Annotated in this window: 24 protein-coding genes; 18 read left to right on the top strand and 6 right to left on the bottom strand. The window is 37.0% G+C overall.

Annotated features, from left to right (window positions below; all coding sequences use genetic code 11):
* Nucleotides 1-123 precede the first annotated feature (123 nt).
* Nucleotides 124-867 (top strand): SDR family NAD(P)-dependent oxidoreductase, encoded by a 744-nt coding sequence (locus HZY91_RS08435; RefSeq protein WP_197115840.1) that lies wholly within the window; start codon nt 124-126, stop codon nt 865-867.
* A gap of 342 nt (nt 868-1,209) precedes the next feature.
* Nucleotides 1,210-1,410 carry a cold-shock protein gene (locus tag HZY91_RS08430; RefSeq protein ID WP_197115839.1) on the top strand — a complete coding sequence of 67 codons (201 nt, stop codon included), beginning with the start codon at nt 1,210-1,212 and terminating at the stop codon, nt 1,408-1,410.
* Nucleotides 1,411-1,595: 185 nt separating this feature from the next.
* Here HZY91_RS08430 and arsA read toward each other — a convergent pair whose 3' ends face one another.
* Genes arsA through arsB form a run of 4 tightly spaced genes read right to left on the bottom strand, consistent with a single transcriptional unit; the run spans nt 1,596 to nt 5,074 of the window.
* Entirely contained in the window at nt 1,596-3,320 is a 1,725-nt protein-coding gene (gene arsA / locus HZY91_RS08425) for an arsenical pump-driving ATPase (protein ID WP_197115838.1), read from the bottom strand.
* 24 nt (nt 3,321-3,344) lie between these two features.
* Nucleotides 3,345-3,680, bottom strand: a complete 336-nt coding sequence (arsD, locus tag HZY91_RS08420; RefSeq protein WP_218958250.1) for an arsenite efflux transporter metallochaperone ArsD — start codon at nt 3,678-3,680, stop codon at nt 3,345-3,347.
* Nucleotides 3,673-4,008, bottom strand: coding sequence for an ArsR/SmtB family transcription factor (locus HZY91_RS08415; RefSeq protein ID WP_197115837.1), 336 nt, complete (start codon nt 4,006-4,008; stop codon nt 3,673-3,675). Before HZY91_RS08415 ends, arsD begins: the two co-directional genes overlap by 8 nt.
* Nucleotides 3,986-5,074, bottom strand: a complete 1,089-nt coding sequence (gene arsB, locus HZY91_RS08410; RefSeq protein WP_197115836.1) for an ACR3 family arsenite efflux transporter — start codon at nt 5,072-5,074, stop codon at nt 3,986-3,988. The genes HZY91_RS08415 and arsB overlap by 23 nt, the downstream gene beginning before the upstream one ends.
* 139 nt (nt 5,075-5,213) lie before the next feature.
* Here arsB and HZY91_RS08405 point away from each other — a divergent pair, with 139 nt between their 5' ends.
* From HZY91_RS08405 to HZY91_RS08345, 13 genes are all read left to right on the top strand, one after another.
* On the top strand, nt 5,214-5,771 hold the full coding sequence (locus HZY91_RS08405) for a rhodanese-like domain-containing protein (RefSeq protein ID WP_197115835.1): 558 nt from the start codon (nt 5,214-5,216) through the stop codon (nt 5,769-5,771).
* Between the two features lie 243 nt (nt 5,772-6,014).
* Nucleotides 6,015-6,773, top strand: a complete 759-nt coding sequence (locus tag HZY91_RS08400) for an aminoglycoside adenylyltransferase domain-containing protein (RefSeq protein WP_197115834.1) — start codon at nt 6,015-6,017, stop codon at nt 6,771-6,773.
* Complete coding sequence (locus HZY91_RS08395) at nt 6,766-6,963, top strand: hypothetical protein (RefSeq protein ID WP_197115833.1); 198 nt, start codon at nt 6,766-6,768, stop codon at nt 6,961-6,963. Before HZY91_RS08400 ends, HZY91_RS08395 begins: the two co-directional genes overlap by 8 nt.
* Before the next feature lie 4 nt (nt 6,964-6,967).
* Nucleotides 6,968-7,135: a GNAT family N-acetyltransferase gene (locus HZY91_RS08390; protein ID WP_197115832.1), complete on the top strand. Its 168-nt coding sequence runs from the start codon at nt 6,968-6,970 to the stop codon at nt 7,133-7,135.
* A 126-nt stretch (nt 7,136-7,261) separates the two neighbouring features.
* Nucleotides 7,262-7,579: a TetR/AcrR family transcriptional regulator gene (locus HZY91_RS11005; protein WP_197115974.1), complete on the top strand. Its 318-nt coding sequence runs from the start codon at nt 7,262-7,264 to the stop codon at nt 7,577-7,579.
* Nucleotides 7,580-7,629: 50 nt separating this feature from the next.
* Complete coding sequence (locus HZY91_RS08380) at nt 7,630-7,884, top strand: hypothetical protein (RefSeq protein WP_197115831.1); 255 nt, start codon at nt 7,630-7,632, stop codon at nt 7,882-7,884.
* Between the two features lie 32 nt (nt 7,885-7,916).
* Complete coding sequence (locus HZY91_RS08375) at nt 7,917-8,294, top strand: hypothetical protein (protein WP_197115830.1); 378 nt, start codon at nt 7,917-7,919, stop codon at nt 8,292-8,294.
* Between the two features lie 256 nt (nt 8,295-8,550).
* Nucleotides 8,551-9,198 carry a hypothetical protein gene (locus tag HZY91_RS08370; protein ID WP_197115829.1) on the top strand — a complete coding sequence of 216 codons (648 nt, stop codon included), beginning with the start codon at nt 8,551-8,553 and terminating at the stop codon, nt 9,196-9,198.
* A gap of 123 nt (nt 9,199-9,321) precedes the next feature.
* The gene (locus tag HZY91_RS08365; RefSeq protein ID WP_197115828.1) at nt 9,322-10,026 is read left to right on the top strand and encodes a lantibiotic protection ABC transporter ATP-binding subunit; all 705 of its coding nucleotides are present in this window, start codon (nt 9,322-9,324) and stop codon (nt 10,024-10,026) included.
* Nucleotides 10,019-10,780 carry a lantibiotic immunity ABC transporter MutE/EpiE family permease subunit gene (locus HZY91_RS08360; protein ID WP_197115827.1) on the top strand — a complete coding sequence of 254 codons (762 nt, stop codon included), beginning with the start codon at nt 10,019-10,021 and terminating at the stop codon, nt 10,778-10,780. The genes HZY91_RS08365 and HZY91_RS08360 overlap by 8 nt, the downstream gene beginning before the upstream one ends.
* Entirely contained in the window at nt 10,774-11,490 is a 717-nt protein-coding gene (locus HZY91_RS08355; RefSeq protein WP_197115826.1) for an ABC-2 family transporter permease, read from the top strand. The genes HZY91_RS08360 and HZY91_RS08355 overlap by 7 nt, the downstream gene beginning before the upstream one ends.
* A 2-nt stretch (nt 11,491-11,492) precedes the next feature.
* Nucleotides 11,493-12,164 (top strand): response regulator transcription factor, encoded by a 672-nt coding sequence (locus tag HZY91_RS11160; RefSeq protein ID WP_328752468.1) that lies wholly within the window; start codon nt 11,493-11,495, stop codon nt 12,162-12,164.
* On the top strand, nt 12,146-13,522 hold the full coding sequence (locus tag HZY91_RS08345; protein ID WP_197115825.1) for a sensor histidine kinase: 1,377 nt from the start codon (nt 12,146-12,148) through the stop codon (nt 13,520-13,522). The genes HZY91_RS11160 and HZY91_RS08345 overlap by 19 nt, the downstream gene beginning before the upstream one ends.
* Nucleotides 13,523-13,552: 30 nt before the next feature.
* Here the strand turns inward: HZY91_RS08345 and HZY91_RS08340 are convergent, their stop codons facing one another.
* Nucleotides 13,553-14,428, bottom strand: a complete 876-nt coding sequence (locus tag HZY91_RS08340; RefSeq protein WP_197115824.1) for a CPBP family intramembrane glutamic endopeptidase — start codon at nt 14,426-14,428, stop codon at nt 13,553-13,555.
* Between the two features lie 168 nt (nt 14,429-14,596).
* Between HZY91_RS08340 and HZY91_RS08335 the strand changes: the two genes are divergently transcribed.
* Complete coding sequence (locus HZY91_RS08335; RefSeq protein ID WP_197115823.1) at nt 14,597-14,773, top strand: hypothetical protein; 177 nt, start codon at nt 14,597-14,599, stop codon at nt 14,771-14,773.
* Nucleotides 14,774-14,824: 51 nt separating this feature from the next.
* On the opposite strand, the gene HZY91_RS08330 is transcribed toward HZY91_RS08335, so the two are convergent.
* The gene (locus HZY91_RS08330; RefSeq protein WP_197115822.1) at nt 14,825-16,165 is read right to left on the bottom strand and encodes an APC family permease; all 1,341 of its coding nucleotides are present in this window, start codon (nt 16,163-16,165) and stop codon (nt 14,825-14,827) included.
* A 127-nt stretch (nt 16,166-16,292) separates the two neighbouring features.
* Here HZY91_RS08330 and HZY91_RS08325 point away from each other — a divergent pair, with 127 nt between their 5' ends.
* Entirely contained in the window at nt 16,293-17,561 is a 1,269-nt protein-coding gene (locus HZY91_RS08325; protein ID WP_197115821.1) for a sensor histidine kinase, read from the top strand.
* A 12-nt stretch (nt 17,562-17,573) separates the two neighbouring features.
* Nucleotides 17,574-18,422: a response regulator gene (locus tag HZY91_RS08320; RefSeq protein ID WP_197115820.1), complete on the top strand. Its 849-nt coding sequence runs from the start codon at nt 17,574-17,576 to the stop codon at nt 18,420-18,422.
* Nucleotides 18,423-18,556: the final 134 nt, after the last annotated feature.

The following is an 18,556-nucleotide window of genomic DNA, read 5'->3' as shown; positions in this document are numbered from 1 at the left end:
TGTTTATTATAATCCCAATGATTTGTGCGACTTTTTTAATAAAGTTAGAAAATTGTTAGAAAAGGAACAGTCGAAATAGATTAAATATGATAAAACAGAGGTAAATAACGAGGAGGAAACAATATGAAAAAATTAGAAGGAAAAGTTGCCATTATTACCGGCGGTGTTTCGGGAATTGGGGCAGCAACGGCGCGTTTGTTTGCTGAAGAAGGCGCAAAGCTGGTCCTAGTAGATATTAATGAAGAAAAGGGCCAAGCTTTTGTTGAAGAGTTAAATGAAGCAGGACATTCTGAAGTACTCTTTGTAAAAGCTGATGTAGCGAATGAAGCGGACGTGAAGAATATTTTTGATCAAACGAAGGAGAAGTTTGGAAGCTTAGATATTCTCTTCAATAATGCGGGAATCGGGGAAGTTCAGCCTTCCCATGAAGTAACTTTTGAGCGTTTCCAACAAATTGTGAGCATCGATTTAAATGCAGTATTTGCTCTATCACAAATAGCTATTCGTGATTTCTTCTTAGAACAAGGAGCGGGAGTGATTGTCAATACAGCTTCTATGTATGGTTGGGTTGGAGCGGCTGGAAGTGCTGCATATAACGCTGCTAAAGGTGGAGTGATTAACTTGACTCGTTCGCTTGGTGTGGAATATGGCGAGCAAAATATTCGAGTAAACGCCCTTTGCCCAGGCTATATTGATACCCCAATTATCCCAGAGGACTATAAGCAAGTGCTAAAAGATACCATGCCAATGAAGCGATTGGGAACTTCTGAAGAAATGGCAAAAGCGGTTCTATTCTTAGCGAGTGAAGATTCTTCGTATATGACTGGAGCTTCTATTACGATTGATGGTGGTTTTACCGCTCAATAAGGTGTAAAAGCAGCGGATAAATAATTGGAATGACTTAGCCAAGATAAATTTTATCTTGGCTTTTTTTTACAGATTTTTATCAAAGTGGAGAGGTGCTTAAGTCTACGGGGAGTAGTCTTAAGCCTGTATTAAAATAATATCAAGAAATTTTTCAAAAATTTAAATAGTCAATAATTTGCAAATAAGTTTGACAAGAAGTTTATTTCATGGTACATTAGTAAATGTAGTAAGTAATCATTTTAATATATTTTTTCCATTTCATTATGTAAATTATATCTCTTAAATTTAATTAATTATTGCAACAAAAAAAGATGCTTAAGAAGCACATGGAGGATTTACATTATGGAAAACGGAACAGTGAAATGGTTTAATGGCGATAAAGGCTTTGGTTTTATTACAGGACAAGACGGAACAGACGTCTTTGCACACTTCTCAGCTATTGAAGGTGACGGTTTTAAAACATTAGACGAGGGACAAGCAGTCTCTTATGATGTCATCGCTGGCCCAAGAGGCAACCAAGCGGCTAATATTACTAAATTATAAAAATAGGGTCTGGAGATTAGACATTTAAAGTCCAGACTTTCTTAAACAACTGGCTTTCCTTTAAAGGAAAGCCAGTTGTTTTTTTTTGGGAAAAAGAAAAATTCTGAGTAGAGGACGATACAATAAGAAGGCTATCCCGATATTGGAATAGCCTTCTGGAGTGATAGGGTGCTGGATAATTTTTATTAGTTGATCGATTTGAATTCAGGATTCCAATCGAGTACGACATAGTTTCCATTTGATTCTTGATCAATTTTCTTAATCCATTCTAATTCATTATAAGCACGAGCTCCTAGGATTAGGTCTTGGGTTCCTGTACCTAACATAGATTGATTAATGAGCCACCAGTGATGGTTAATATTTGCCCGGTCTAGGTCTTGGGCTAAGCGGTGGGTCTCATAATAGGGGGTAGCTTCGGCTAAGGTAACCATCACTACTTCGGTTTCATCAGACTGAATTCGTGGTAAAAGCTTCTGAGTGGCTGGATCGATATCTCCTGAAGAACGCTCTATTTCTTGCGAATAAGCTCTCGAGGAATCGAGCAATAGAATCGTATGGCCTGTTGGAGCAGTGTCAATAACGATCGTCTCATTCTCATTTGCTTGGTCTACAATTTTAGCAAAGGCTTTAAAAACAGCAATTTCTTGAGTACAGGGGGATTTTAAATCTTCTTTAACATAATCGAGTTGGTCTTCATCCATAAATTCGCGTGATTTAGCTAAAGTTTCTTCAGAATACTTGCGTAATTCTTCTTTTTCATCAATATGTTCAACTTTGATTCCCTTAGTTTCATTTAAATAGAGATGGAGATGGTCTGCTGGATCAGTTGTTGCTAAACGAACATTTTGACCTCTATCAGATAAAGCATGGGCAATTTCAACCGCAACAGATGTTTTTCCAACTCCACCTTTCCCCATAGTGAAGATAATTTGACGTTTCTGTTCGATTAAGTCGTCAATCAATCGCTCAAAAGGAGGGAATTCAGGTATTTCATCAGCGAAATGATGAGGCAACTGATCCTGTTCGACTTCTAAGAAAATTTTTAATTTGTTGACTCCTGTAACATTATAAGGTCTGAGCGGAACATAGTAGTGATCAATGGCTTGTAAACGATCGGATAAGTTGTCAAGGGCTTTTATCTGTAGGCTGCGGTAAGTTTCGGCAACCTCATCATTGGCATTTTCGAGAAGGCCATTAATAATCAACTGATGATTTTGAATACCAATTTCAGAGAGCTCGTGGAGCGACCGATTGGCTTCAGCGATTGCTGCGCCTTGTGGGCGGGTTACCATGAATAAAGTAGTCATTTTTGGGTTATTTAAGACTTTTAAAGCAAGTTCATAACGTTCTTGTTCCTCAGTTAATCCAGATAACTGCCCCATGCAGGACGTGCCAGTTGTATTCTCGTCGAAATAGCTGGTCCAAGCAGATGGAAGTTCTAACATTCTAAGTGTATGACCTGTGGGGGCAGTATCAAAGATAATGTAATCATTTTCTGCTCGTACAGTCGGATCACTTAGGAAAAAGGCAAATTCATTAAATTGTGCGACTTCAAGAGTACAAGAACCTGAAAGCTGTTCTTCCATATTATCAATAGCTTCTGAAGGAAGGATGTCACGGTAAGGTCCAATGACTCTTTCTTTATAATCATCGACCGCTTGGTCAGGGTTGAAATTGGCTACCTTCAAGTTTGGAATTTTAACGATAGGTCGTGCTTTATTTGATAACTCTGTTTCAAAGACATCCTGCAAATTGGAAGCAGGATCTGTTGAGACAAGGATAACGCGTTTACCTTTGTTTGCTAGCTGTACAGCTGTTGCTGAAGCAATAGTTGTCTTACCAACTCCGCCTTTTCCAGTATAGAAAAGATAAGGGGTTAATGGCATTTGATCAGGATGATAAAGTTTCATATATCTCACTCCTTTTGTGATGGATTAAAGGTTTTCGTGACTCATGTTAGAAAAGTTGATTCCAGTATATTCTTGAAATTCTTTTGGGCTTGGATAGGCACCTGTTTTTACGACTTCTCCGTTGACTATGGTGATGGGGAGAATTTTTTTGCCGTTCTTATGAATTAGATCGATTGCAACACCGTTCTCTACAAAAGCCTGGGGCGATTGTGAAAGATTATAACGATTGGCTTGGACACTCTCGCTTGATTTGAGTTGGTTAAAGATATTAGCAATTTCAATCAGATTCTTATCGAAACTGGGACCACAGATTCCTGTTTCGCAACACATAGCAGGTTCGAATAATTCTAATTTAATCATTTGATTTCTCCTTTTTTCTTTGTTTAATGATAGGATCACAGAGACAGTGATCTTTGTCTTTGGTAAAGATTTGGTGTAAATGGCTATCGATTTCAGCAATTTTATCTTCATTGAGCGTATAGAAAATCCAGCGTCCTTCTTTGGATTTGTGGACAAGGTCTTCTGAACATAAGACTTTCATATGGTAGGAGAGAGTAGGTTGTGAGAAGTTAAAAAATTCAAGAATCTCACAAGCTTTTAGACCTCCACAAGATAATAATTCAATGATTTGAAGGCGATTAGGATCAGCAATTGATTTGAGAGTATCACTTAGTTTCTCGTAATTCATTTGATATTTCCTTTCTAGCAGGTTGGTATTTCGTTGGGAATTGATCTTTGGTAGAATTAGCAAATTTAACTAAGAATAACATCAAAGGCACTTCGGTTAAGACACCTACCGTGGTGGCTAAGGCAACAGGTGAATGAACTCCGAATAAGGCAATGGCAACAGCCAAAGCTAATTCAAAAAAGTTAGAAGCGCCAATCATGCCCGCTGGTGCCGCGATAACGTAAGGAAGTTTCAAAAATTTAGCTATTGTGTAGGATAAGCCAAAGATTACAAAGGTTTGAATGGTTAATGGAACAGCGATCAATAAAATATGAGTAAAATGACTGACTAAGGTATTCGCCTGAGTAGCAAAAATATAAATTAGCATGAGTAAAAGCCCCACCGTTGTTATGCCATCAAACTTAGTGACAAATTGTGTATTAAAATATTTTTTTCCTTTATTCTGGATGACAAATTTACGAGTTAAGTAGCCTGCAATGAGTGGAATTAAGACAAAAAGTATCACGGATAGAATAAGCGTATCCCATGGAACAAACACTTCCTCAACCCCAAGAAGGAATTTGACAATAGGGACAAAAGCTACTAAGAGAATTAAGTTATTGGTTGCTACCTGTACGACCGTATAGGCGGGATCTCCATCTGTTAGCTCGCTCCAAACAAAGACCATTGCTGTACACGGTGCTGCTCCCAGAATCACCGCACCTGCTAAATATTCACGAGCAATATCGGCTGGTAGAATAGCTTGGAAGACATAGTAAAAGAAAAAACCGGCAATAAGATACATAGAGAAAGGCTTAACTAACCAGTTGATGATCCAAGTGAGATAGAGTCCTTTCGGATTCTGACTAATGCGCTTCACACTGGTAAAGTCAACCTTCATCATCATGGGAAAGATCATAATCCAGATTAAAACAGCGCTGATAAGTGAGACATTGGCAAATTCAAATTGATTTAAAAATTGGGGGACTTGAGGTAGGAGACTTCCAACGACAACCCCTCCAATCATACATAAGATAACCCAAAGCGTTAAGTATTTGTGGAAAAAACTAATTCCTTTTGTTTTCATAAGCATACCTCCTGATATTGATTCATAGATAACTGTCTATCTATTATTATATAGAAACTTGTCTATAAGTCAATGCGTATGTTAAAATTCATTTAAACATAATGAGAATTGATGCATCAACGATAGAGGAGGAAAGTTAATGGCAACAAATATCATCGATCTGAGGTCTGCTCAAAATTTTCGAGCAAGTCACCTTCCAGAATCAATCAATCTAAATGAAAATAATTTTTTGAAATATGCTAAAGCGCTTTTTAATGAGGGAGATTATTTTACGTTTATTACTTCTGAGAGCTTAGAAGTGGATTTCACACGCATTCAAAATCAGTTGAAGGAATGGAAGATGGAGATGGGAGAGAGTCGTCCTATTGAATCTTTCACCGACACCGGCTTTGAATCACTTCAAGTCATCAACGCACAAGATTTCTTAGCTTTAACCGATGATTATCTTTTATTAGATGTGAGAACTTCAGAAGAGATAACACGTCCTGCCCCTGAGAAGAACTTGGTTCATATTCCTTTAGCAGAATTGAATAAGGAACTTGCTCAACTGGAACAAGGGAAACCTATTTATACTCTTTGTGGTTCCGGAACGCGTGCAACGGTTGCAGCCTCGATCTTGAAAAAGGCAGGCATGGAAGCAATTGTAATTGATGGTGGTATTGCAGCGGTCAATGAAGCGCTAAGCAGGAAGGATTAATAAATGGCAGTAAATTTTGGCCTTTTTATGGCCTTTCTAGTGTTACTATTACTTAGTTGGATTTACTGTTTAGTAGGATGGAGAAGAAATCATGATTCCTATAGAAGGCATATTTTTAAGCGGTTGACTATTATATTAGGTCTTTTATTGTTAATCCTAGTGGCACCTGTTGTTTGTTATTTTTTATATTAAAAGAAGGGCGAAATTTTAGCGAGAAATAGATAGAACTGGTGAGGAGAAGTTATGATTCAAAATAGAGTAAAGCATTATTTACAGAAGATCAATCATGTGATTAAGAAAGTTTTACAAGAACAATATATTGGGACCTATCTTCATGGTTCTTTAGTTCAGAATGATTTTGCTTGGAATCGTTCGGATATAGATTTAATTATTTTAATTAATGGAACTCTTGAAGAAAAAATGAAGTTAGATTTGTTAGCAAAAATTGATGCTTTATCTCAGCAAGGGCCTAAAAAAGGGATTGAACTTTCTATTTTGAACACAGCAGACCTAGAAAACAATGGTCAAAATATTTCTTATGAATTTCATTATTCTCCTTATTGGATGGTAAACATTCGACAAGAAGGATGGGAAAAGAAACCAAAGGAAGAGCGGATTGATCCGGATTTATTGAGTCACCTTTATAATATTAGAGTTCAGGGACAGGTTGTAGAGGGGCCTCCAATTCAGACTGTTTTTCCTTCCATTACTGAACGGGATTTTCTTGAAAGTATTTCTTATAGAAAAGAAAATATTGACTTGAAACAAATTGATACGATCATGAATTTATGCCGAAGACATGCTTATGATCAGACCAAGCAATTAGTATCGAAAACACAAGGTCTTCATATTGTTAAAAATCTTTATCCTGAATTTGCTAATTTGTGCGAGGAGCTATTGAGGGATTTCAAAAATGGAGAAATAGAGATTAACCATGGATGCCTGTCAGAAATAAAGAATTTAATGCTACGAATGGGATTGGAGGGCGTTAGTCATGAATAAAGTTGAAATCAGAGGAATTGAAGCTTCTGACTGTCAAGAATTATTTGATTTATATCAAGAAGAAGGCTGGTTATCTTTTAGCCAAGAAAAAATACAAGCATTGATCCATCATTCTGAATGGCTTATCGCTGTGGAAGCAGGGGAAATATTAGTACCTTACAGATCATGTGCTTACCCTCTATTTATGTGAAATATTGGTTCGTAAAAAAGCTCGCAAACAAGGAATTGGAAAATTATTAATTGAAGAGTTAAGGAAAAATTATTCTGGTTTACGGATTGATTTGATTTCTGAAGAAGATCCATTTTATCAAAAACTTCATTTCTCGGATAAAGGAACAGGCTATCGAATGTCGCTTAGATAATAATTTATTATTCAATTTATTATTCAGAAGAGGAATAATTAAAAATCACTTAAAACTTGCTTTTGTGACCGGCCAGTCATATACTATTGTATGACTGGTCGGTCATTTTGTTTGGGGGGGAAATGAATACCAAAAGAAACTTTTTATAATTTAAAAGAGTCAAAACAGCATCAGATTATCGATGCGGCAATCAAAGAGTTTGCCCAAAATTATTTTGATTCAGCAAGTTTGACTCAGATTGCAAGTCAAGCAGGGGTGTCTAAGGGGAGTATGTATCAATATTTTGAAGATAAAAAAGAGCTTTATTTCTATGTATTAGAAACGATTCGACTTAAAAGAAAAAATTATTTTGCTGAAGGTTTAAATAAAGACCATGATGTGATGGCAGTTCTTCGTCGAATATTTGAAAAGGGGCTATATTTGCGAGGGAGAATCCGTTACTAGTAGCGGTTTGGCAACGTTATCTTCATGAGCAAAATTTAGAGCTAAAACAAATGATTGACGATCGGTTGAAGTATCAGGAAGGCGATTATTTTATTCATTTGATTCAAGAAGCACAAGCACAAGGGCAAGTGCGAACTGAAATCCCAGCCTCCTTAATAGCTCGTATGATTTATCAAATCAATCAGTTATTAATGGAAGAGATCGATTTAAATCATTTGATGTTAGGTGATCGTGAAAAAATAGAAGAATATCAAAGGATAATGGAAGATTTACTCGAGATGTTAGCTAGAGGTATTCTGAGTTAAGCTAACTTAATAAAACTTGGAGGTTTTTATGGATGGTGAATGGAATCGCTCTTATATTGGCTTTAATATATGGTGTCATTGCTGTGTTTCAAGTTTATCTTGCTTTAGGATTTCCATTTGGAGAATATGCGTTGGGGGGATTTCATCGCATTCTTCCGAGTCATTTACGAATAGTGAGTCTGATTAATTGTATTATTCTACTGTTAATGGCGGTGCTTTCCTTGATGAAAGGTGGGTTTTTAACGGCCCCAGAATGGTTATCGCTTCAAACAGGGTTATGGGGCATGACAGGGTTTATGTTTATTAATACACTGGTTAATTTCTTTTCTAGAAGTACGAAAGAAAAGAGGGTGATGCCCCCTATCTCATGCTTGTCAGGTATTTTGAGTTTAATCCTTGCTTTAAATTAAGCAGTTCAATCGCGAAGTTAAACAAGGCTAATAAAGAAATGGATAGCCCCTTTTAAAAGGAGTGAAATTTTTGTGTTTAATCAATATTAACAACCAAATATAAAGATGGTAAAATAAAGATATCTTTTAGGGCGATAGGTTTGTTATCAAAGGACTTTTTTACCGTTTAAAAGAATTGGGTTAAGACAAGATGCCTGATATCACTTAGCAAGTGCTATTAAAATGTAGTTATTTTATCTTTGAATAGGAGCTAACCATGATGAAATCTTCGCTTAGGAAGTTGTTGGTGTGTGGTTTATTGTCCTGGATGATCTTGGTGAGCGGGACGCAGTCAATTGAAGCGGTCCCGCCTAACTTTGATCAAATAAAAAGAGAATATAAAGAGACTTTGGAGATTTTAAAGCCTCACTATGGATTTTATGTATCTGGATCTGAATCTTATGAAACTGGCAAGTTGAATAGACAACATTCTCGGCTTGATGAACAGATCATTGGAGAAATATTTGCTTTCCTTTCTAACTGTGATGATGAGTATTATAGGGAAAGGGGCGATGCGATCTCAGATAAAAAAAGTGATCAACAAGAAGAAAAAGATGATAGTTGGATTTATCTGCCAGATGAACTGGATGGGTATCTATACCAAATTAATTTCGCGCTCTCTTTTGATGAATATATAGGGGGAGAAGCCTATCCTCTTTCACAATTGCCTGAGCAAACCTTTAAAACAAAGGAACTTGAAGAGCTTTATCAGCGTACCTATAGTATTACGAAGAGTCATTATTTGACGATCTTAGATCCCAACCATCTCCTTTTAACTTCTATTTCTGATAATGATACCGTTCGATTTGATTTTATGACAAGGATCAGTCAGGATCCTAACGAAATTAAAAGACTGATGGATTAAAAAATTTTCAGTAAATCGATCAAATTCTCTCACGATAAGTGAGAGAATTTTTTGCTTTTAATGATTGAGAGTTATAAATGAGTTAGATCTGTCGATTATTCTAGAGATAAAAGGAGGAAGATTATGCAAAATAAAATTGAATTAGTAAATATTTCGAAGCAATTTAAAAATGAAACGGTGTTGAAGAATATTACGATGACAGTAGAGGAGAAGGCAGTCTATGGACTTTTAGGTCCGAATGGATCAGGAAAATCAACGACTTTAAAAATAATAACCGGAGTCCTAAAACCTACAAGTGGTAAAATTTATATTAATCAGGAAAACTGGAAACAAGAGCACCTTAATAAAATTGGAACGATGATTGAAGGTCCCGCTATTTATCCCAATTTGACTGCTTATGAGAATCTAGATGTGTTAGCGACATTACTACATATTTCTAAGGAGAGGATTGGCGAGGTTCTTGAAATCGTAAATTTGACGACTACAGGAAGTAAACTTGCTAAAAATTTTTCTCTAGGTATGAAGCAACGCCTAGGAATTGCCATGGCTTTATTGAATGATCCTGAAATTATCATTCTGGATGAGCCGACTAACGGGCTAGACCCAGTTGGGATTAAAGAATTGAGGGAATTAATCATCTCTTTTCCGAAAAAAGGGAAAACGGTTATTTTGTCGAGTCATTTGTTGAGTGAGGTGCAACAAGTATCAGACAAAATAGGCATTATCCACCAGGGAGTTTTGGCTTATGAAGGAGAGAATTCAAAAAGTGAGCAGGAGTTAGAAGCATTATTTATGGAAATTATTTCGAGAGGTGAGCGAGATGTATAATCCTTATATTGCGACAGAGTGGCTCAAGTCCAAACGGACAAACAGTCGACACCTTATGCTTATTGGTCCGATAATTTTTATTGCTTTTTGTTACTTCATGACTCTATTAATGGGGTCTACACCTGAAGGAAAAAGTTTTTTGATGGCGGTTGCTTTTAATTGGTATCCTTCTATTATATTGCCTATTTTTGTGTCGATTTTTATTGTTTCAATTGTAAACCGAGACCGGCCTGTCCATCAGGTGATATATAAGGTTTACGCAGTAGATCGGGCCAAAGTTTTTCAGGCTAAGCATTTTTGGGTTCTCGTAAACGTTGCTTGTGTTATTTTTATTGCCAGTATCTTGTTATATTTAGTTAATTTTATTTTGATAAAAGATGTAATTTTGGTTAGTGAAATTATTTATTCAAGTCTAATGTTATGGATTGGGATACTTCCTTTAATTGCGACGGGCTTTCTGCTTAGTCGATTATTACATCCAATTTTGGTCCATTTGGTGCTTTTTGTGTTGAATTTTATACCGGCCGCTATTCTAGCGAATACTTCTTATTGGGTTTACTATCCATGGTGCTATGTTATGAGATTAATGGCGATCACGGCAAAGGTTCATCCCAATGGAACCTTTTTACCACCTAGTCACCCGATGTTAGCCAGTCACAATCTTTATTTAGGGGTTGTTCTTAACCTGATTGCTTATATGGGGCTTATTGGATTGGACTGGTTAGTGTATAAGAAAAGGTGGTCAACATGCTAGGAATTTTGTGGAGTCAATTTAAGAAAACAAAACGTCATCCTGTTCGTTATATGTGTGTGTCATTACCAATTATATATATTTTGGCATTTGTCTTAATGACAAAAATTTGGCCCCATCTATATCCATCAGATCTTCTGCAACTTTATAAATATTTATTATCCGTTGCTTGTTTATTTTGTTTGAGTTTGCTAGTTCCTTTATTGGTTGAGGAAGATCGAGAGATTGGTTTTGCCCATCAGATTCGAGTCGGCGTTAAGAGAAAATATATCTGGTTAGGACAGTGGATCTTTTGTATTCTGCTATTATTAGGTGTTTTGATTTGGACGAATATATTGTTTGGTTTAGTATTTGGCTGGTGGGGTAATATGACTTCGTTTATTCTGTATAGTTTACAGCAGGTTTTTTATTTTGCTCCTGTCCTGCTTTTCTATCTTTTAATGGCCCATTTAAAAGGGCTAACCTCCACTTTTATTTTGGGAAGTTTTTTTACTTTATCAGGGATTCTCTTGAGTTCAACAGGTTTGGGAGATGGTATTTGGTTCTGTCTTCCATGGTTATGGCCTTTAAAACTGGCTTTTATGGCAGATCAGACAGGATGGTTAGGATCGCGTGATTTAGCAATCGGTAATAGTTTGTTGATATTATTTTTATGGTTGGCGACGACACTTTGGTATGATAGGTGGGAGGGTCTTCAAAGAATGGAGGATTAGAGGTGGCTAGAATCTTAATTATTGATGATGATCAGGATTTGTTGAGAATGATGGAACGGGCGCTGATAAAAGATCAACATCAGGTTGAAACAAACCATCAGGCAGAATTAATCGAAGAGTCCCAATTATTGAAAGCAGAATTGGTTATTTTAGATATTATGATGCCAAATATGGATGGCTTTGAATTCTTGAGGAAATATCGTCATAAAATTGATGCGCCGGTAATTTATTTGACGGCTCGCAACCTTGAGCAAGATAAAGTGCATGGTTTTGCATTGGGGGCGGATGATTATATTGTCAAACCTTTCTCAATTCTTGAGTTTCGTTCTCGGATAGCCGCTCATCTTAGAAGAGAGAAACGTATTAAAAGTAGTCGTCTAATTGATGGAAATATTTTCTGTGACATGTTAGGAAAACAATTTTTTGTTGATGAGGCCTTGATTCCTTTAACGGCCTCTGAATATGAGATTTGTGAGCTTTTGATGTTGAATCAAGGACAAATTTTCTCAAAAGAAGATATTTATGTACAAGTATACGGCTATGAGGGTCGTGGGGATAGTCGCTCAAGTATTACTCAACGTGTCAAAGAGATTCGACAGAAGTTCATGCTGATGAATGAAAATCCAATTAAAACAGTCTGGGGGATTGGGTATAAATGGGAAAGAAATCTTTAAATAGAGTCTTTGTTTATTTTTCATTTAAACTATTTGTGCTGACGATCCTGCTTCTTCTCTGTTTAGGCTTGATCACAAACTATGCCATTAGGAATCAAATCATTTATGTTGCGAATTATCCGGAACAAATTGTCGAAGAATTGAGGCAAAAGCCGGTGTTGTTAGAAGAAGATTTAAAAGATTTACCAGATTATATTCAATCTCAACAATGGACTGAAAACCTAGACATTCAAGCTCCTTTTCAAGAAAAAGATCGGGATCATTTAAAGGAAGCTGCTATAACGGGGCGGAGCATTAGTACGTCTATTTTTCAGAATCGGGTTTATCAAAGAGTGATGGTCGAGGATGGCGTTTATATTGTATCTTATCAATTAGTGAGTGATTTTACCTCGAGTCGTTTGCGTCAATGGTTACCTAATGCAGAATTTTGTTTGTTGATAATGGGCATTTTGATTTGGTTGGTAGGCTTTGCTTTAGTAGTGTTGTCTTCAGTCAGACAAATCAAGCAAGAATTGGTGCGATTGAATCGTGCTAATCAACAAGTGAAGGAATTAAATTTAGAAAAGCCTTTTGAAGGATCGAATTTAAAAGAAATTGATCAAATCTTACGTTCTATGGATCATATGCGCCAGTCTCTTTTACATACTTTAAAAGAACAATGGCATATGCAGCAACGACAAAAAGTGAGGTTACAAAGCTTAAACCATGATATTCGAACCCCTCTCGCTCTAATTAAGGGGAATTTGGACTTATTGAAGGAAGAAACAAATGAAGGGAGTGAGGAAATAATAGAAGATTTAGCGATTGGGGTAGAACGTCTGCAATCGGTTTTGGACTTGATAGCAGATGAAGAAAAGCTTGAGAAAAGTAAAGAGGTCTTAAATCAAGAGGTGATCGATCAGTGGATTCGATTGGGCCAATCCATTGCTAAGAAGAAAAATATTCAGATCAAGTTGTTTGATCGTGATTCGTATCCTGTTCCTATTTCGTTGGATGCCTTAACGAGTGTGCTCCAAAACATTCTATCGAATGCGGTAGATTTTGCTCCTGTGGAATCGGTTATTACCTTAAGTTTTGAACGTTTAGCGGATTATTTCAGAATCTCAATTAGTGATCAGGGGCCTGGTTTTAAAGAGGAAGATCTTAAGTCTTTATTAATGACAAAATATACAGGACGAGAAAATAAGACCGATCATCAAGGCTTGGGTTTATATGTGTCGAATAAAATTGTGGGGGAGTATAAGGGAGAAATGTTGTTAGAAAATCGGATTGGAGAAAGTGGAATCGAAGGAGCCAAAGTAACCATTCTTTTGCCAATGAATCTAGTGTCTGATTCTATTACAGACGAAAAAAGATAGGCTGTAAAGCCTATCTTTTTTTAGTGTGGATTAATAAATATAGTTGACGGTCTTTCCTTTGAAATTTTTCAATAGAGTGAGGCCTATTATAATCCACAGGATAGATTGAGTGATCCAAATAATAGGACCATCAATGCGGAATGGAGTCATGGAGAGTAGAGCATTAGTTAAATGCAGACCACCGTGAACTCCAAAGGCTGGCCATAATGATTTCAATCGCAAGGCAAGTGCACCTGCTAGAAAGGCAAAGGCTCCCGCATCAAAAACATAGATCACTCTTTCGATGAAATTTTCTTGACCTCCAGATGAGAGAAAGTGTAAGAGAGCAAAGAAAAGGGAAGATAAGATTAATGATTTAATGGGACGGTTTTTCAGACAATTCATCATCCAACCTCGCCAGATGATTTCTTCAGGCATTCCCTGCATCAGCACCCCTTTTCCGAAGGCTGAAATCAGCGTGATCGCAACGATAGTAGGATTTGAAGTGTCTGCAGCTTCCATTAATCGGTGGTCGAAGTGGAAAGTTTTGGCGAATACCTGCGCCAGAATCATGGCGAGGCTAACGAGTAACCAACCCAGGCAGAAATTACGGATCGAATACTTAGAGAAAGTCCAACCAATCTCTTCAAGACTGGCATTAAGTGAGTGCTTGCTAGCGATTTTGGTTAGGAAGAGGCAAGTGACGAGCACCAAGGCAAAGGTAACCATGCCAATTAACACTTCAACAAACACATGCGACTTGGCGATTGGTTTCAGAAAGGGGACAAAATTTAAAATGATTAAAGGAGCATAATTCAGAAACATTATGAGAACGCCTAAGATAACACAAATAAAATAGGGAATCTTGAGTACAGGAGTGCTGACACTGGCATAAGGGTCTGACGCATTGTGAGTGTACTTGTTCATAATGACCTCCACTAAAAATTGATTTAAGTTTAGTATAGTCGTTGCTTTTAGGATGCGCAAAAGTTAGCGCTTCAATTACTAAAGAAGAAGGAAATGAGGGTCATTAATCTTCAGTTAACAATGGTCCCCTATACTGAAGTTAGCAAAGAATCGAAAGGAGATAGTATAATGAAATGCGTGAAGTCATTCGTACAATTCTTGATGGTTATGGCAGTTTTGTTGAGTGGCGTGAAATTCGTACAAGCGGAGGAAAGGGTTAATTTTACTGGTGAAAGTCTGAATGAAAAGTTAGAGGTTTATATTAATGAAAGGAAAGAGGCAGAGCTTCTAACTTTTCACTATTAAAAAGCTCACCGCTTGGCGTTAGTCCAAGCGATGAGAGGATAGTGTCAGTTACTATTCTACAGGTTTCTCCCCTTTATAAAGGACATTGTGGCAATAGTAATAGATAGGGAAGCCCATTAAAATAACAATCAGTCCCACAACAAAGTTCATCGGGTTAGATGAAACAGCACTTAATAACATAAAGAGTCCACCTAGAATTCCTATAATGGGTGTGATGGGGAAGAGCGGTGTTGAGAATGATCTTTGAATCTCTTTTTGTTTACGTAATTTAAAGACGTCCCATAAGACAAAGAGAATAAAGATCCAAATAAAGAAAATAATTAAGAGCGAAATACTTTCAAAAGTTCCTGTTAACATGACAATGGTTGACAAAATTCCTTGGAAGATAATGGCATTGATGGGGGTGTCTGTTTTGGGATGGATATGACGAATCCATTTGGCGCCGATTAAGTTATTCTGCCTAGCTTGGTAGAGCACATCACGGGTTGCTTGAACAATTTCTGCGTTCATGGTAAAGGTACTACAGATTACCATTAAAATCGTCATGAGTAACACGCCGTGCTGACCAAAGAGTTTTTCGGAGATGTTGGCTCCAATATTCTGAGAATTTAAGAGTTCTTCAGCTGGAATTAATTTGAAACCGACATAATTGAAGGCTAGGAATAAGATAATGAGAAAAGAGATCGAATAAAAGATGGCTTTAGGGAAGTCGCGTTTCGGATTGACCATTTCTTCTCCTAAATTGGCCGTTGCTTGCCAGCCATCATAGACCCACATAGCGCCTAGTAAGGCGATCCCTAATGAAGCTCCGGGTGAATTCGGATCTCCAATTAAGGAGAGATTAATGTTGTTGGCATTTGCTCCGTTCAATAGTCCCAGAATGACTACAATCGCAATAGGGGCTGCTTGGATCACTGCTCCTAAAAGTTGGAAGCGCATGGTTCCTTTTACGGAGAACATTTGAGAGAGGGATAAGCCCCATAAGATGATAAAGGCACATAATTTAATTTGGACATTATTCATGGGTAAGACAGCAGAGATAAAAGTCGCCGTTGCAATGGTGTTAGCAGCTAAGGTGCCAGGATTATTGAGGATGGAAAAGAACCAGCCAGACATAAAACCTAAAGTTTTACCATTATATTCATTGACATAAGAGGTGATTCCACCGATCATGGGTTTATAGGAAGCAACTTCAGCAATCGTTAAGGCCGTGCAGAGGGTGATCACCCCAGCTGCTAGCCAGACTAAAAGTGAAATTCCTGTACTATGTGTGGCTTGAAAGATAGCGGTAGGCTTGAGAAAGATTCCCGTTCCAATAATTTGACCGACACTAAAAGCGATCGCTTCGATCAGGGTAATGTTTTGTTGCAATTTCCCTTCATGTTTTGACATGTTCAAACACTCCTTTATAATAGATTGTAAACGTGTTCAATTGCTTAAAGTAATGATAAATAAGAACTTCATCATAACTCACAAATCTTCAGAAATATTCATTGCTCCTCTAGAAAGGAAAATGAGAATGATTCGAAATACCGAAAAGTTCAAACGTTTTTTGTTGTGTTCGGTGATTATCGCTTTGTCTGCCCAAATCCATATTACTTATCGAGTGGAAGGTTTTATTCTGGCTCTCTCGGTCGCAATTCTTCCGATTATTCTTTTTTTTAATGAAGATTTACATCCTATCTATTTAAGTTTATCGATTGCCATTGCCTCTCCCTTTTTTAGAGGACTTCTCTTGTATATCACGGATGGCTACCATGGTTATCAAATTATCGAATTTATTATAACGGATATGGTATTTTATATGACGTATGGCATTATTTATTATCTATTCTATTGGCATCGGCGCCAAGTGAACCTGACGACCTTTGCCTGTACGATTATTATGTGTGATTATTTATCGAATTTACTTGAAGTTAGTCTGTTAATGGGCTTTCAAGGTTATCAATTGACGCTTTTTAGAGATCTGTTTATTGCAGCATTGGCCCGTGGAGGTATTGGTTGTATTTGTGCCTTTATTTATTATTCCTTGAATATCTTAGTTGATAAAGAAGCGCATGAACGTCGCTACCATTATTTTCTCTGGTCGTCTTCGGCGATTAAGAGTGAAGTTTATTTTATGCAGAAGAATATTAACGAGATTGAGCGTATTATGAAAAATGCTTACCAACTAAATAATAGTTTGAACCAGAACGAGCAAATGGAAGCGGAAGCACAAATCGCTTTAAGTGTCGCCAAAGATGTGCATGAGATTAAGAAAGCTTATAAGAGTGTGATTTCAGGCTTGAATAATTTCTTCGATTCGAAGGATCATCAGCAAATGTCCCTATCGGAGATTTTAAAGATTGTGTTAAGTTATGGGAAATTAATGGTTCGAAATAAAGGGTATGATATTCTGATTATCATTGATTGTGAGATCGATGTGACGGTGACGAAGCATTATTACTTGGTGACTATCCTTTCAAATCTTGTCTCGAATAGTATTGATGCGATTGACAAGACAAGCAATGGTCAAATTCATATTAGAGTGGTTAAAGAAGATTCCAAATATCTTGTATTGGATCTGATCGATAATGGTCCAGGTATCCCTGAAAAGTTTCATGAGATTATTTTTGAACCTGGCTTTTCAACTAAGTTTGATGAAGAGACGGGCGATATCTTTCGAGGCATTGGCTTGTCACACGTAAAAACCATTTTAAATGAACAATTTAATGGGGACATTCAAATGAATAAGAATTACGATGAAGGGGCGTCGTTTCGTTTAATGATTGATCAAGACTGCCTGTAAGGGAGGACGAGTATGAATTTTTACATTGTGGATGATGACAAAGCCGTTTGCATGGTTTTGCAGAATATTGTTGAAAAAGACATGGACAATCAGGTGGTAGGGATCAATCAAGATCCTCAAGCGGCTTATAATGAAATTTTATCAATTGGAAAGTTAGAGATTGTGTTGGTTGATTTGTTAATGCCTAAAATGAACGGAATCAATCTCGTTCAAAAAGTTCTGGCAGAGCGACCGAATATGAAATTTATCATGATCTCTCAAGTGAATGATCAGGAGCTAAGAGAAGAAGCCTATTTGGCTGGGATTGAATTTTATATTGAGAAGCCCGTCAACATTATCGAAGTTCAAACGGTTATCAGCAAGGTTAAGAAGCATTTAGAGACCACGGAAAAGTTGAGGGTGATACAGGAAGTATTGTCCCCCAATCATTCGACAGAAGGCCTTGCGACAGATAAGAAACAGAATCCATTGCAAAAGGTGCCATCCATTCTGAGTGTCATAGGGGTTACATCTGAGAAGCATATTCAAGATATTCTGAGCATTCTTCAGGTGATGGAGAGGGAGCAAAAGAGTTACGATGACCTTGACTTTCAAGGCGATCTGAAGCTTGATGATCATCAAAAGAAAATTTTGACCCAAAGAATTCGACGAAAATTAAAATTATGTTTGGAAAATATTGCCTCTTTAACCCAAGCTGATATAGAGAATGAATGGGTGATTGAATATGGTAATATACTGTTTGGTTATAAAAATATTTATCTTGAAGCATTGAAACTTCAATCACCCACTTCAAAAGGAGGGACCGTTTCACTCCCACGCTTCTTTGAAGGACTACAGATTTTGATCAAACAAGAGAATTGAAAAAATTGTAAAGACGCCTGTCCTCTGCGATGGGTGTTTTTTAGATGAATCTGAGAAATAGCATGGTGATTTAAAAAAGGAATGAAGGTGTTATAAGAAAACTCTTAACTGGTATTTTTTAAAAAAAGGTTGAA

Source organism: Facklamia lactis (assembly GCF_015863205.1).
GTDB classification, from domain to species: Bacteria; Bacillota; Bacilli; order Lactobacillales; family Aerococcaceae; genus Facklamia; species Facklamia lactis.
This window is presented reverse-complemented; position numbering and strand designations above follow the sequence as displayed.

Bases quoted from the DNA above. Each gene is read 5' to 3' on its own strand.
- HZY91_RS08435 (WP_197115840.1), top strand. From the start codon at position 124: ATGAAAAAATTAGAAGGAAAAGTTGCCATTATTACCGGCGGTGTTTCG.
- HZY91_RS08430 (WP_197115839.1), top strand. From the start codon at position 1,210: ATGGAAAACGGAACAGTGAAATGGTTTAATGGCGATAAAGGCTTTGGT.
- arsA (WP_197115838.1), bottom strand. From the start codon at position 3,320: ATGAAACTTTATCATCCTGATCAAATGCCATTAACCCCTTATCTTTTC.
- arsD (WP_218958250.1), bottom strand. From the start codon at position 3,680: ATGATTAAATTAGAATTATTCGAACCTGCTATGTGTTGCGAAACAGGA.
- HZY91_RS08415 (WP_197115837.1), bottom strand. From the start codon at position 4,008: ATGAATTACGAGAAACTAAGTGATACTCTCAAATCAATTGCTGATCCT.
- arsB (WP_197115836.1), bottom strand. From the start codon at position 5,074: ATGAAAACAAAAGGAATTAGTTTTTTCCACAAATACTTAACGCTTTGG.
- HZY91_RS08405 (WP_197115835.1), top strand. From the start codon at position 5,214: ATGGCAACAAATATCATCGATCTGAGGTCTGCTCAAAATTTTCGAGCA.
- HZY91_RS08400 (WP_197115834.1), top strand. From the start codon at position 6,015: ATGATTCAAAATAGAGTAAAGCATTATTTACAGAAGATCAATCATGTG.
- HZY91_RS08395 (WP_197115833.1), top strand. From the start codon at position 6,766: ATGAATAAAGTTGAAATCAGAGGAATTGAAGCTTCTGACTGTCAAGAA.
- HZY91_RS08380 (WP_197115831.1), top strand. From the start codon at position 7,630: ATGATTGACGATCGGTTGAAGTATCAGGAAGGCGATTATTTTATTCAT.
- HZY91_RS08375 (WP_197115830.1), top strand. From the start codon at position 7,917: ATGGTGAATGGAATCGCTCTTATATTGGCTTTAATATATGGTGTCATT.
- HZY91_RS08370 (WP_197115829.1), top strand. From the start codon at position 8,551: ATGATGAAATCTTCGCTTAGGAAGTTGTTGGTGTGTGGTTTATTGTCC.
- HZY91_RS08365 (WP_197115828.1), top strand. From the start codon at position 9,322: ATGCAAAATAAAATTGAATTAGTAAATATTTCGAAGCAATTTAAAAAT.
- HZY91_RS08360 (WP_197115827.1), top strand. From the start codon at position 10,019: ATGTATAATCCTTATATTGCGACAGAGTGGCTCAAGTCCAAACGGACA.
- HZY91_RS08355 (WP_197115826.1), top strand. From the start codon at position 10,774: ATGCTAGGAATTTTGTGGAGTCAATTTAAGAAAACAAAACGTCATCCT.
- HZY91_RS08345 (WP_197115825.1), top strand. From the start codon at position 12,146: ATGGGAAAGAAATCTTTAAATAGAGTCTTTGTTTATTTTTCATTTAAA.
- HZY91_RS08340 (WP_197115824.1), bottom strand. From the start codon at position 14,428: ATGAACAAGTACACTCACAATGCGTCAGACCCTTATGCCAGTGTCAGC.
- HZY91_RS08335 (WP_197115823.1), top strand. From the start codon at position 14,597: ATGAAATGCGTGAAGTCATTCGTACAATTCTTGATGGTTATGGCAGTT.
- HZY91_RS08330 (WP_197115822.1), bottom strand. From the start codon at position 16,165: ATGTCAAAACATGAAGGGAAATTGCAACAAAACATTACCCTGATCGAA.
- HZY91_RS08325 (WP_197115821.1), top strand. From the start codon at position 16,293: ATGATTCGAAATACCGAAAAGTTCAAACGTTTTTTGTTGTGTTCGGTG.
- HZY91_RS08320 (WP_197115820.1), top strand. From the start codon at position 17,574: ATGAATTTTTACATTGTGGATGATGACAAAGCCGTTTGCATGGTTTTG.